The 13,574-nt window shown below is 66.9% G+C and carries 11 protein-coding genes; 8 read left to right on the top strand and 3 right to left on the bottom strand.

All coding sequences use genetic code 11. The features are described from left to right. Positions 1–4: 4 nt before the first annotated feature. Both AC5P9L_RS00400 and AC5P9L_RS00395 read left to right on the top strand, forming a co-directional pair. Positions 5–2,152: a glycosyl transferase family protein gene (locus tag AC5P9L_RS00400; protein ID WP_138970073.1), complete on the top strand. Its 2,148-nt coding sequence runs from the start codon at positions 5–7 to the stop codon at positions 2,150–2,152. After that, positions 2,149–4,968 (top strand): NfrA family protein, encoded by a 2,820-nt coding sequence (locus AC5P9L_RS00395; RefSeq protein ID WP_138970072.1) that lies wholly within the window; start codon positions 2,149–2,151, stop codon positions 4,966–4,968. Before AC5P9L_RS00400 ends, AC5P9L_RS00395 begins: the two co-directional genes overlap by 4 nt. Here the strand turns inward: AC5P9L_RS00395 and AC5P9L_RS00390 are convergent. The 3 genes from AC5P9L_RS00390 to ettA form a co-directional block, all read right to left on the bottom strand. After that, positions 4,962–5,966: a DUF4434 domain-containing protein gene (locus tag AC5P9L_RS00390; protein WP_262101894.1), complete on the bottom strand. Its 1,005-nt coding sequence runs from the start codon at positions 5,964–5,966 to the stop codon at positions 4,962–4,964. The genes AC5P9L_RS00395 and AC5P9L_RS00390 overlap by 7 nt on opposite strands. Before the next feature lie 195 nt (positions 5,967–6,161). Then, positions 6,162–7,478 (bottom strand): NCS2 family permease, encoded by a 1,317-nt coding sequence (locus AC5P9L_RS00385; RefSeq protein ID WP_005408048.1) that lies wholly within the window; start codon positions 7,476–7,478, stop codon positions 6,162–6,164. A gap of 163 nt (positions 7,479–7,641) precedes the next feature. Then, entirely contained in the window at positions 7,642–9,306 is a 1,665-nt protein-coding gene (ettA, locus tag AC5P9L_RS00380) for an energy-dependent translational throttle protein EttA (RefSeq protein ID WP_005408049.1), read from the bottom strand. A 252-nt stretch (positions 9,307–9,558) separates the two neighbouring features. Between ettA and AC5P9L_RS00375 the strand changes: the two genes are divergently transcribed. The 6 genes from AC5P9L_RS00375 (at position 9,559) to nrdR (ending at position 13,571) form a co-directional block, all read left to right on the top strand. Continuing rightward, entirely contained in the window at positions 9,559–10,032 is a 474-nt protein-coding gene (locus AC5P9L_RS00375) for an RcnB family protein (protein WP_012479128.1), read from the top strand. Positions 10,033–10,219: 187 nt separating this feature from the next. After that, positions 10,220–11,473, top strand: coding sequence for a serine hydroxymethyltransferase (glyA, locus tag AC5P9L_RS00370; RefSeq protein ID WP_010481990.1), 1,254 nt, complete (start codon positions 10,220–10,222; stop codon positions 11,471–11,473). Between the two features lie 66 nt (positions 11,474–11,539). Beyond that, positions 11,540–12,013: a hypothetical protein gene (locus AC5P9L_RS00365; protein WP_049397397.1), complete on the top strand. Its 474-nt coding sequence runs from the start codon at positions 11,540–11,542 to the stop codon at positions 12,011–12,013. Positions 12,014–12,019: 6 nt separating this feature from the next. Further along, positions 12,020–12,436: a hypothetical protein gene (locus AC5P9L_RS00360; protein ID WP_049397398.1), complete on the top strand. Its 417-nt coding sequence runs from the start codon at positions 12,020–12,022 to the stop codon at positions 12,434–12,436. Positions 12,437–12,463: 27 nt separating this feature from the next. After that, entirely contained in the window at positions 12,464–12,913 is a 450-nt protein-coding gene (locus AC5P9L_RS00355) for a hypothetical protein (RefSeq protein ID WP_049397456.1), read from the top strand. A 136-nt stretch (positions 12,914–13,049) separates the two neighbouring features. Then, positions 13,050–13,571, top strand: a complete 522-nt coding sequence (gene nrdR, locus AC5P9L_RS00350) for a transcriptional regulator NrdR (RefSeq protein ID WP_049397400.1) — start codon at positions 13,050–13,052, stop codon at positions 13,569–13,571. Positions 13,572–13,574 lie beyond the last annotated feature (3 nt).

Below are 13,574 nucleotides of genomic sequence, written 5' to 3'. Positions count from 1 at the left end.
CACCGTGGACGGTCTGTTCTGGAACATCCAGCTGGCCAACTACTACGCCGTCCTGGAAACCACGGCGGCGGCGGTGGCCGTGCTGATCCTGATCTCCAGCCTTGATGATCTGTTCATCGACGTCTGGTACTGGGTGCGCGAGAGTTGGCGCGCGCTCACCATCAAGCGCCGCGAAGCGTACCGGCCGCTGACCCAGGAAGACCTGATGCAGCGGCCGCAACAGCCGCTGGCAATCATGGTGCCGGCGTGGATGGAGTACGACGTCATCGCGCAGATGGTGGAGAACATGATCAACGTGCTCGACTACCGTGAGTACGTCGTGTTCGTCGGCACCTATCCCAACGACCAGCAGACCATCGATGAAGTCGAGCGCATGCGCCGCCGCTACAAGCGCCTGCGCCGCGTGGAGGTGCCGCATGACGGGCCGACCAGCAAGGCCGACTGCCTGAACTGGCTGATCCTGGCGATCTTCGATTACGAGAAGCGCCACGACATCGAGTTCGCCGGCGTGATCCTGCACGACAGCGAGGACGTGCTGCACCCGATGGAACTGCGCTTCTACAACTACCTGCTGCCGCGCAAGGACATGATCCAGCTGCCGGTCACCTCGCTAGACCGCGAGTGGTACGAACTGGTGGCCGGGGTCTACATGGACGAGTTCGCCGAATGGCACGCCAAGGATCTGGTGGTGCGCGAGAGCGTGTCCGGCATGGTGCCGTCGGCCGGTGTTGGTACCTGTTTCTCGCGGCGCGCGCTGCTGGCATTGAGCGCGCAGACCGACAACCAGCCTTTCAACACCGACAGCCTCACCGAGGATTACGACGTCGGCGCGAGGCTGGCAGCCATGGGCATGCAGTCGATCTTCGCCCGCTTCCCCGTGCAGTTCCGCGTGCGCCGCCCATCCTGGTTCGGCTGGGGGCCGGTGCGCGAGCGCACCCAGCAGATGGCGCTGTGCGTTCGCGAGTACTTCCCCGACAACTTCCGCGCGTCGTACCGGCAGAAGGCGCGCTGGGTGCTGGGCATCGGCCTGCAGAGCTGGGAGTCGCTGGGCTGGCGCGGATCGCTGGCCACCAAGTACCTGCTGGCGCGCGACCGAAAGGGCATCATCACCTCGTTCGTCAGCATCATCGCCTACATCATCTTCCTGCAGCTGCTGCTGTTCTGGCTGTTGAAGATGACCGGGCTGTGGACGATGCAGTTTCCCAGCGTGTTCCAGGCCGGTACCTGGCAGATGAATGTCGCGCTGCTGACCACCGCAGCGCTGGCGACCCGGATCGTGCAGCGCTTCTACTTCGTCAACCGGTTGTACGGCTGGGAGCACGCGCTGATGTCGATCCCGCGCATGGTGGTCGGCAACATGATCAATTTCATGGCCACCGCCCGTGCCTGGAAGGTGTTCCTGGCCTACCTGCTGTTCGGCAAGCGCATGGTCTGGGACAAGACCATGCACGACTTCCCCGATGCGGCGCAGCTGGTGCAGACCCGCAAGCAGCTCGGTGAGCTGTTGACCACCTGGCAGGCGGTGGAACCCGAACGCCTGCAGCAGGCGCTGGAGCAGCAGCAGGCAGGCCGCCAGCAACCGCTGGGCCGCATCCTGCTCACCCAGGGCTGGTTGGATGATGAAACGCTGGCCGAGGCCATCGCCTTCCAGGGTGACCTGCCACGCGCGGTTATCGACGTGGACTACCTGCGCGCCTGCCAGTTCCCGATCAGTGCCGATGCCTGCGTGCAATGGCGCATGCTGCCGCTGCCGCCGCGCCAGGAAGGCACCCTGCGGCTGGCCGTGGCCAGCCCGTTGCCCGAAGACGCGTTGGCCCTGCTGAAGCAGGAGACGCGCAGCAACCACATTGAACAGAGTATCGCCCGCGAAAGCGAGATCAACGCCGGCCTGCGGCTGATCGGTGGCGACCGGCAATGGCAGCTGGACAACGTGCCCCTGCTGGGCGATCTGCTGGTGGAAATGCGCCTGATCGATCACGCACGCTTCGAGATCGCACTGGACGACTACATGCCGCAGCGCGACGGCCGCATCGGCGACTACCTGGTCAAGCAGGGCATCACCACTGAAGAGGCCGTGGCCCAGGCGATGCAGGAGCAGCGCCGGCGTGCGGCCACGCTGCAGTCACCGCCGCCCGGAGCCTTGCCGGCATGAAGACCACGCTGCTGTCCACTGTCATCACCGTGGCATTGGCCACGGCCGCCGCGCCGGTGCTGGCACAGACCGATGCACCACTGCCATTGTCCGGTGCCGCCTACCGCATCGCCGAGCAGGCGTTTGCCGCCTATGAACGTGGCGATTACCCCGCGGCCTACCGGCAGTCCAGCGAAGCGATCCGGTTGCGCCCGGACGTGGTGCGGCTGCGCCTGCTGCAGATCTATGCGCTGCAGAAACTGGGGCGGGGTGCCGAGGCGCAGCAGCAGGCACGTCGTGCACTGGATGCGGGGTTGAAGGATCCGGCCTTGCCGGCGCTGGCCGCTGCACCCAGGACGAGCACAGGTGCGGCGCGTACCGGAGCGGTACCGCGTGCACCCGCAACGGTGACCGACCGCAATAGCCGGCAGGCCTATATGCTGGCAACCGAAGCCTATGCGGCCTACGACGCCGGCCACATGGGCGTCGCCGCCAGCAAGGCCGAGCAGGCGTTCCGGCAGCAGCCGCAACAGGGCGCATGGGCGCTGCTGTGGGTGGCGGCGCTGGAGGCACAGCAACAGCCCGGACAGGCCGACGCCGCCATCGGTACCGCGCTGCAGCTGGGCGCACCGAACGTCGAGGAGTTGCGCGCGCGGCGGGTGGCACTGGGCCGCCAACGCGCGCTGCTGCTGGCCCAGCAGGCCTATCAATCGCTGTCTGCAGGCGAGAATGCCGCCGCCATTGAGCAGGCGCACGCTGCCGTGGAGCTGGCCCCCGACGTTGCTTCATACCGGTTGCTGCTGATCACCGCGCAGCTGCAGGGCGATCAGCTGGCCGACGCTGAGCGCAGTGCCGACCAGGCGTTGCAGGCCGACGGCCAGGATCTCAATGCACGGGTGATGCGCGGCTACCTGCGCCAGCGCCAGGGCAATACCGTGCTCGCCAATGAGGACTTCGACACCGCACTCGCTGCGCCGGGGTCAGCAATGCAGCAGCGCAACGTGCGCCTGCTGGCGGTGGATGCGGCGCTGGCCGCAGGCGATCGGTTGCGCGCAGCTGCACTGCTGGCACCGTTGCAGGCGGCGGTACCGGCAGGTGAAGGCGATGCACGGTCACAGCAGCTTTTGCAGCAGGGCATCGAGCAACGCAGCCGGGCGATCCGCTCCAGTCGCGAGCTTCCCCGCATCGGTGCCGAAGCGTACCTGGCACCAGTCCAGCACTGCCAGTCCGTTGACAGCGGCAGCGTCTGCGAGCTGATGCCGGCCGACCTGCAGGGCGATGGTGGTGCCGCACAGCGTGCCTACGCTGCCTATGCGCGCCAGGATTACGCCGATGCCATCGGTGAGGCACGGCAGGCCGTGCAACTCGCGCCGGACGACGCGAACCTGCAAGGCCTGCTGACCACCACGCTGGCGGCGGGCAACCGTGCCCAGCAGGATGAAGCGCGGCAGCGCCTGGATGCGGCACTGGCACAGCACCCTGATGACGCGGGGGCGCTGATGCAGCGCGGCTACCTCAACCAGAAGGCCCATGAGCCGGCGCGCGCACTGGCCGATTTCCGTGCCGCCGAGGCCACCGGCAGGGCACCGAAAAGCGTAGTGCTCGACCAGGCCTACGCCAGCGCAGCCAACGGCGACCATCCACAGGCGGTGACGCTGCTGCGTAGCGCCATTGATCGCGCCGATGCCGGTGAGCTGCCACTGGATGAGCGCCAACGCTACAACGTGCGCAATGCCATCGCCAATTACTCGCGCGAGTGGGGCGTGATCGCCTCGGCGGGTTTCCGTGGTGCGCGCCAGGCGGCGACCAATGTCGGCGGTGCAGCGATCAGCACGCCGGGCGATTCGGTGTTCAGCACGCTGGAGGCGTTCTGGCGGCCCCCGGCCTTCAACGACCAGCATGGCACGCTGGAACTCTACGCACGCCTGCTCAACACGCTGTACGACGAGGGTGGCACTTACGAATCGATCCGCGCGGTGGACCCGTGCACCGGCGAATCAACGCCGGATGCGCGTGCACGCGCCGAACGCCTCAGCCATTCGCGTTCCACCACCGGCTGGCCGTCCACCATCGCTTCGTTCGGCATGCGCTACGCCTTCGGCCAGACCGGCCTGAGCGCCGGCCTCGAGCGCCGCCAGTTCCTCGGCAGCGCAACCCGCCAGGGCGAGGTCTACCCCGCCTCGGCGGCCGTGCAGTGCCGCCTGCAGCTGGCCCGGAACCCGCCACTGGAAGCCAGCACGCTGGCCCGCTACCGCTTGGCCAGCGGTTCCGGTGGCTGGATGTCCTACCTGACCTATGGCTATTACCACGGCACCGATCTGCGCACCGACGTCAACCGGTGGTGGATGGTCAGCGGCTACGCGCAGGGCGGCTATACCTGGGATGACAACAGCGCGCACTTCACCCTCGATGCACTCGATGCCAATGGCGCGCCGGTGCGTCGAATCGGCGATGCCAACGGGCGCCTGCATCGCGAACAGTGGTTCGCTGCCGGTGAACTACGCGCCGGCCGCAGCTTCCGCTTTGGTGCCGGGCAGACCCATTGGGTGGTCACGCCGTATGTCGTGGTGGGGGCGGACTGGCTGGACCAGCGCTCGCGGGTGCGCGACATCCGTTACCCGCTGTTCCCGGCGCAGTCGTTCGCGCTCAACGATACGCAGCGCAGCTGGTCACTCGGCGCAGGGCCAGGCGTGGGCGTGCGCTACTGGTTCCGCGAGGACCACTACAACACGCCGCGTTCCTACCTGGACCTGACCGTGCAGTACCGCTTCGCCATCGGTGGCGGCGATACGCAGCGCGCCAAGGGCCTGTTCGCCACCGCCATCCTCTACTACTGAGGCAGGCCCCAACGTCGTCGCAGCGCGGCGGCCTGCGGTGTGTCCTGGGTCAGCCATGGCTCCAGCGCATAGACCAGCACGTGCTGTGCGCCGCTGGCGCGTGCCCATGCCAACTGCCGCTGGACGCGTGCGGCATCGGCCGTTTCGCCCTTGAATCCGCTGCCGTCGGCGGGACCGCCAGGCAGTTCGCGGAACAACTCAACGATCGCATCGAAACCGATGCCGTGTGCGTGGAAATGATCGAGCAGCGGTTGCAGCTGCTGCACGTTGCCAGCGCCGGCAACGCCCACGCCGTCCTGCACCATCGGCCGCAGCGTGGCCTGTGCCAGCACCGCCTGCCACAGCATGACCAGGTTGCCGTCGGTCTGCAGGCGGCTGAAGTAGCAGGAAATCGCACAGTCGCCGCCGCGCGCGCTGGCGGCCTGCACCAGCCGGTGCAGCCATTGCGCCAGCCACTGCTGGCGGGCCGGGTCAGCCCAGTGGTACTGCTCCAGTTCGTAGGGCAGGTACCAGCCCTCGAAGGCCGGCTGCTGCGCCCAGGGCGCCTGTGCCAACCAGCTACGTGCGTGCGCCAGGCTGTCGGCCAGGAAGGCCTGCAGCGTGGCGTCGTCGGCAGCGATCGCCTGCCACCAGCGTTGCTGGAAGGGCAGGCCGACGCGGATGCGGATGTCGTTCTCGCTGGCCGCGGTGAACAGCTGCTGCAGGCTACCGTCGGGCAGCGACCAGTCGCCGTCGCTGCCACCGACGATGCCAGTCCACTGCAGCACCAGCTGACGGCAGCCCAGCGTATGCGCAAGCTTCAAGGATCGCTGCCAGTCGGCCAGGCGCCACTGCAGGTGGCTGCGCCACGGCTGCAGGAAGGTGCCATCCACCTGCACCGGCAGCGAGCAGCCGGGCAGGGTGGCGAGGGTAGCGGCCAACGGCGCCAGAACCGCCGCGCGCAGCAGCCGGCGGCGCAACGGCGAAGACGGATCCGCGGGAAGGTCGGGCCGAACCATGCCTGCATCATCCCAGAGCACCGTGCGTGGAAGGTGAACCCCGCGCCGGGTGGTGCCGGCCGCTGGCCGGCATCGCGCCCAAGGTGGCAGGTGAATCACCACCCGGTAGTGCCGGCCGCTGGCCGGCATCGCGCCCCGGATGGCAGGTGAATCACCATCTGGTAGTGCCGGCCGCTGGCCGGCATCGCCTACCGCTTATTCCAACGCGTAGCGCAGGGTGAACAGCACCGCCACCAGCCACACCGCCGGATGCACTTCGCGCCAGCGCCCGGTACCCGCCTTCAGCGCGGCATAGGCGATGAAGCCGAACGCCAGGCCGTTGGCAATCGAGTAGGTGAACGGCATCGCCAGCGCACACAGCGCCGCCGGCACCGATTCGGTCAGGTCGCTCCAGTCCACTTCCACCAGCTCACGCAGCATCAGGCCAGCCACGAACAACAGGGCCGGCGCGGTGGCATAGCTGGGCACCATCGCTGCCAACGGCGAGAACAGCAGCGCCGCCAGAAACAGCGCCGACACCACCAGTGCGGTCAGGCCGGTGCGGCCGCCCACCTGCACGCCCGAGGCACTTTCAGCGAAAGCGGTGGTACTGCTGGTGCCGAGCATCGAGCCGGCCACGATCGCGGTGCTGTCGGCCAGCAGCGCGCGGCCGAAACGCTTCTGCGCACCCGGCAGCTTCAGCAGGCCGGCACGGCCGACCACGCCGTACAGCGTGCCGGTGGCATCGAACACTTCCACCAGCACGAAGACCAGCACCACCTGCAGCAGCACTGCGATGGGTGCGCCGCCGTCATGGTGCAGCAGGCCCGGCAGGTCCAGCTGCAGGAAGGTCGGCGCCAGGCTCGGCGGCAGCGAGACCAGACCCTGGTACTGCACGTCGCCCAATGCCCAGCCAGCGCCGGTCACGGCCAGGATGCCGATCAGGATCGCACCGCGGATGCGGCGCGCTTCCAGCACCGCGATCAGCAGGAAGCCGGCCAGTGCCAGCAGCGGCGGCGCCGTGTTCAACGGGCCCAGTGCCACCAGTGTGTCTTCATTGCCGACGATCACGCCGGACTTCTGCAGCGCGATGATCGCCAGGAACAGGCCGATGCCGGCCACGATGGCCGAGCGCAGCGATGAGGGAATACCCGACACCAGCCACGCGCGTACTCCGGTCAGCGACAGCACCAGGAACACCAGGCCTGAGATGAACACCGCACCCAGTGCCTGCTGCCACGGCAGGCCGGCGGCGCCGACCACGGTGAAGGCGAAGAACGCGTTCAGGCCCATGCCTGGTGCCATGCCGACCGGGAAGTTGGCGGCCAGCGCCATCACCGCCGAACCCAGTGCGGCGGCCAGGCAGGTGGCCACGAACACCGCGCCCGCATCCATGCCGGTGGTGCCGAGAATCTCGGGGTTCACGAAGACGATGTAGGACATCGTCAGGAAGGTGGTGACACCGGCCAGCAGCTCGGTGCGCACGGTGGTGCCGTGCTGCTGCAGCTGGAACAGGCGCTCGAACAGGGACATGGGGCTTCTCGCGACAGTAAGGTGTCACGACCAACGGTCGTGACCTACCCGAATGCAGAACGTGGGTACCGACCGTTGGTCGGTACGCTTCAAAGCGTCACCACCAACGGTGGTGACCTACCGAAATGAGAAAGGCCGCGCGAGCGCGGCCTTTCCGGTTGCCTTACTTCAGCGCCTTGAAGCGCAGGCGCTTCGGCGCGGCGTCGTCGCCCATGCGGCGGCGCTTGTCTTCTTCGTACTCGCGGTAGTTGCCCTGGAAGAACTCCACGTGCGAGTCGCCTTCGAACGCCAGGATGTGGGTCGCAATGCGATCCAGGAACCAGCGGTCGTGCGAAATGACGAAGGTGTTGCCCGGGAACTCCAGCAGCGCATCTTCCAGCGCACGCAGGGTTTCGATGTCCAGGTCGTTGGACGGTTCGTCGAGCAGCAGCACGTTGCCACCCTGCAGCAGGGTCTTGGCCATGTGCAGGCGGCCACGCTCACCACCGGACAGCGAACCGACCATCTTCTGCTGGTCCTGGCCCTTGAAGTTGAAGCGGCCGATGTAGGCGCGCGACTGGATCTCGATGCCGTTGATGTTGAGGATGTCCAGGCCGCCAGCGATTTCCTGGAAGACGTTGTGGTTGCCTTCCAGCGCGTCGCGGCTCTGGTCCACGTAGGACAGCTTCACGGTCGGGCCGACCACGATCTCGCCGGTATCCGGCTTTTCCTGGCCGGTGATCATCTTGAACAGGGTCGACTTACCGGCACCGTTCGGGCCGATGATGCCGACGATGGCACCGGCCGGCACCAGGAAGCTCAGGTTGTCGAACAGCAGGCGGTCGCCGAACTTCTTGGAGACGTTCTTGAACTCCATCACCGCATTGCCCAGGCGCTCGCCCGGCGGGATGAAGATTTCGTTGGTCTCGTTGCGCTTCTGGTAATCGACCGACTGCAGCTCTTCCAGGCGGGCCAGACGGGCCTTGCCCTTGGTGCGGCCGCCCTTGGCGTTCTGGCGCGACCACTCCAGTTCCTTCTGGATCGCCTTCTGGCGGGCCTTTTCCTGGTTGTCTTCCTGCTTCAGGCGCTCGTCCTTCTGGGTCAGCCAGTCGGTGTAGTTGCCCTTCCACGGAATGCCGCGGCCGCGGTCCAGTTCCAGGATCCACTCGGCGGCGTTGTCCAGGAAGTAGCGATCGTGGGTGACGGCCACCACGGTGCCGGTGTAGCGCGCCAGGAACTGTTCCAGCCATTCCACCGACTCGGCGTCGAGGTGGTTGGTCGGTTCGTCGAGCAGCAGCATGTCCGGCTTCTGCAGCAGCAGGCGGCACAGGGCCACGCGGCGCTTTTCACCACCTGACAGCTTGCCGACGATGGCATCCCACGGCGGCAGGCGCAGCGCGTCGGCGGCCACGTCCAGCTGGTTTTCCAGCGTGTGTGCGTCGCCAGCGGCCAGGATCGCCTCCAGGCGCTCCTGTTCCTTGGCCAGCGCGTCGAAGTCGGCGCCTTCCTCGGCGTAGGCGGCGTACACCGCTTCCAGCGCGGCCTGGGCCTGCAGCACTTCGCCCACGCCTTCCTCGACCGCTTCACGCACGGTCTTGGTCGGGTCCAGTTCCGGTTCCTGCGCCAGGTAACCGACCTTGATGCCCGGCTGCGGGCGGGCCTCGCCCTCGAAATCGGTGTCCACGCCGGCCATGATCTTCAGCACGGTGGACTTGCCGGCGCCGTTCAGGCCCAGCAGGCCGATCTTCGCGCCCGGGAAGAAGGACAGCGAGATGTCCTTGATGATCTGCCGCTTGGGCGGGACCACCTTGGACACGCGGTTCATGGTGTAGATGTATTGCGAGGACATGCGGTCTCCGTAGGCGCGGCCCTGCGCCCGACCCGTCACGGGTAGATCCCGTTGCGGCAGCGGGCACAGACTGAAATGGAATACCGCCAATTATAGCCGGAACCGGTTCCGGGCCGCTCCCGGGAGGCGCCGCCGGGCTGGCTATCGCCTGAATACTCGGTCACAGTCCTGCAGCGGGAAGCGTTTCCAGCCGGAAACGGTTCAGATCGGTTGCGCAATATGGGCTCACCACCCACCAAGCAGAGGTCTGACATGCGCATCAATCGAGTAATGGCCAGTGCCGTGGCCTCTGTGCTGGCACTGGGCGCCGTGGCCCCGGCATTCGCCGACAACGACCATCGCCGCGACCACGACCGCCGTGAATGGCGCGAGGATCGCCGTGAGTGGCGCCAGGAGCGCCGCGACTGGGAGCGCGACCGCCGCGAGGCCCGTCGCGACTGGGAACGCGACCGTCGCGACTGGCATCGCGACCATGACCGCTATTACCGCCCGGCACCGCCGCGCGTGGTCTATCGTCCGGCCTACGGCCCGGGCTATGGCTGGAAGGTCGGCCACCGCTATCGCGACTACTACCGCGGCCCGATCTACGTGGTGAACGACTACCCGCGCTACAACCTGCGTCGCCCGCCCTACGGGCACCAGTGGATCCGCGATGACCGCGGCAACATGCTGCTGGTGGCCATCGCCACCGGTGTGATCGCCCAGTACGTGCTCAGCAGCCGCTGAGGATCGCGGCCGGGGTCGGACCCCTTTCCATCGGAAAGGGGTCTGACCCCACAACATCCCTCGAAACCATACGGGGCCGGATTCCTTCGGGAATGCCGGCCCCGTCCGTTTCGGCCCCAGCGGGCCAGTGCGGGGCTACAATCGAGGGCTGAGCCGTACCCCTTTTCCCTGCCTGCTGGAGTACCCGATGTTCCCGCGTGACGTCCGCATCGAATCCTACGATCCCGAACTGGCCAAGGCCATCGCCGCTGAAACCCAGCGCCAGGAAGACCACGTCGAGCTGATCGCCAGCGAGAATTACACCAGCCCGGCGGTGATGGAAGCCCAGGGCAGCCAGCTGACCAACAAGTACGCCGAAGGCTACCCGGGCAAGCGCTACTACGGTGGCTGCGAATACGTGGACATCGCCGAGCAGCTGGCGATCGACCGCCTGAAGCAGCTGTTCGGCGCCGACTACGCGAACGTGCAGCCGCACAGCGGTTCGCAGGCCAACCAGGCCGTGTACTTCGCGCTGCTGCAGCCGGGCGACACCATCCTTGGCATGAGCCTGGCCCACGGCGGCCACCTCACCCACGGTGCCAAGGTGAATGCCTCGGGCAAGCTGTTCAACGCCGTGCAGTACGGCGTGAACGACCAGGGCCTGATCGATTACGACGAAGTCGAGCGCCTGGCCCTGGAGCACAAGCCGAAGATGGTCGTGGCTGGTTTCTCGGCCTACTCGCAGGTGATCGACTGGGCGCGCTTCCGTGCCATCGCCGACAAGGTCGGTGCCTACCTGTTCGTGGACATGGCGCACGTCGCCGGCCTGGTCGCCGCCGGCGTCTACCCGAGCCCGCTGGAACATGCTCACGTGGTCACCTCGACCACCCACAAGACCCTGCGCGGCCCGCGTGGCGGCATCATCGTCGCCAAGGGCGCCGACGAAGACCTGGTCAAGAAGCTGCAGTCGATCGTGTTCCCGGGCATCCAGGGTGGTCCGCTGATGCACGTCATCGCCGGCAAGGCCGTGGCCTTCAAGGAAGCGCTGGAACCGGGCTTCAAGGCCTATCAGCAGCAGGTGGTGAAGAACGCCCAGGCGATGGCCAACACGCTGATCGCGCGCGGCTACAAGATCGTCTCCGGTGGTACCCAGAACCACCTGATGCTGGTCGACATGATCGGCAAGGACGTGTCCGGCAAGGACGCGGAGGCCGCGCTGGGCAAGGCCCACATCACCGTCAACAAGAACTCGGTGCCGAACGACCCGCGCTCGCCGTTCGTGACCTCGGGCCTGCGCCTGGGCACCCCGGCGGTGACCACCCGTGGCTACGTCGAACAGGACTGCGTGGACCTGGCCAACTGGATCGCCGACGTGCTTGATGCACCGAACGACGACGCTGTCATCGCCCGCGTGCGCGACGCCGTCAGCGCGCAGTGCCGCAAGTACCCGGTCTACGGCTGATCGAAACAGGGGTCGGATCCCTTCCCGCAGGGAAGGGCTCTGACCCCGGTATTGGAGCAACCGCGCATGGATGAGCGCCGCCTCAAGTATCTGTACGTGGTGCTGGCCGCGCTGTTCGGCCTGCCCAGCCTTTTCGCGGGCGGCGTCGGTGCCTGCATCGCCCTGGTCATGGGGGTGATCGGCCTGGTCTCGCTGGATGCTGACAAGCTGTGGTTCGCTGCCGTCATGTGCGTCTGGGGAACGGCCGCGCTTGCCGGCCTGGTGGCCTGGGTCGCGCTCAGCGTCATCTGGTTGCGTGATGGACTGCAGGGCCTGCGCACGGCCTCGCCACGCTGGTGGTGGTTGCTGGGCATGGGCGTGCTGGCGGGCCTGCCGTTGCTGGGATTGGCGATATATACCTTCTCCGGGTTGGGCCCGGCGGTGGTGAGCGGTCTCTTCGCAGGGCCGTCGCTGCTGGTGCCCACCGGCATGCTGATGTTGCTGCGTGCGCGTGCCGATACCGTGGATGTGCCGCCCGTACGAGCGCGGGCATCGGAGTAACCGCGCATGGATGAGCGCCGCCTCAAGTACCTGTATGCCGCGTTGGCGGTACTGCTCGGCCTGCCCGGCCTGGCGATGGGCGGCGCGGTCGCGGTGATGTTCCTGGTTGTTGGCGTGCAATCCTTCGGCGGCAACCGCTCCCCCGATCTGGTGCCACTGCTGTGGGGCCTGGCCGGCGTGGCGGGTTGCCTGGCCTGGCTGTGGCTCAGCGCCGGCTACCTGCTGCAGGGCCGGGCCGGCCTGCAGGTGCGCGCGATCTGGTGGTGGCTGCTGCTGGCCGGTGGGCTGGCAGCGCTGCCGGTTCTCTGGATGACCGCATGGTTCGGCTTCCAGCAGGGGGGCGCCGCGTTGGAACTACTGCTGCTGGGGCCGTCGATGCTGGTACCGGCCGCCATGCTGGTGTGGCTCAAGCGCCGCGCCTGACGCGGCCAATCAAAGGGAATGGAACGCATGGATGAGCAGCAGCACAAACGATGGATGGGGATAGCAGGCCTGCTGGTGGGCCTGCCCACCGCGGCGGCAGGAGGCACCGGGGCAGTATTGGGGTTGATGGTCGTGCTGGATGGCAAGTATCTGACTGGCGATGAGCACTCGCTGTTGCTGCTCTGGTCATCGGCCGGAGTGCTCGGCCTGCTGTCCTGGATGTGGCTGAGCGGCCTCTTCCTGTGGCGTGGTCGCGCAGGCCTGCATCAGGCGCCGGTGGTCGCATGGATTGGCCTGGTGCTGGGAATACTGGCCGCGCTGGGTGTCGTCGCCGCCACGCTGTATTTCACCTTCAAGGAAGGGGAGATCTCGACCTTGGGCTTTCTCGGGTTTGGCCCACTGCTGCTGGTGCTGGCCGCGCACCTGTTGTGGTTGCGCTGGGGCGGGAATACTCCGGCGTCCGGCCCGGCCGGCTGAGTGGCGGCCCAAGAGCGCATCAGGCGCCCATTCCGGCTTTCGCGCAGGCAGCATTTGCTGCTGGACCCTTTCTCAGGTACCTTTGCGACGCTGCCATGACCGTGGCATCTAGGTTGCCCCCTGAGCCAGGCGTTCCATGCATTGCCCCTTCTGCCAACATGCCGATACCCGGGTCATCGACTCGCGCGTCTCCGAAGACGGCGCGACGATCCGCCGTCGGCGTGAATGCGAAGCCTGCGGCGAGCGCTTCAGCACCATGGAAACGGTTGAACTGAAGCTGCCGGCGATCATCAAGAGCGATGGCACCCGCGAAGCCTTCGACCAGCGCAAGGTCCGCGCTGGTTTCGACCGCGCACTGCAGAAGCGTGCGGTGGCCGAAGACAAGATCGAAGCGGCGGTGCGGGCGGTGGTTCACCAGCTGCGCATCAGCGGCGAGCGTGAAGTGCCTTCGATCAAGGTCGGCGAGTTCGTCATGAACGAACTGCGCAAGCTCGATCATGTCGGCTATGTGCGGTTTGCTTCGGTCTATCGCAGCTTCGAGGACGTTGCCGATTTCCGCGAGGAGATCGAGAAGCTGGAACGTGACCTGCCGTCCAGTACCGAACAGCTGCAGCTGCTGGGCGACGTGATTGCCCTGACCAAGAAGAAGAAGGGCTGACCG

The sequence above is a fragment of the Stenotrophomonas sp. YJH_SMC_64 genome, from assembly GCF_059371375.1.
Note: the sequence above shows the minus strand (reverse complement) of the source record. Positions and strands in the feature narration are given on the sequence as shown.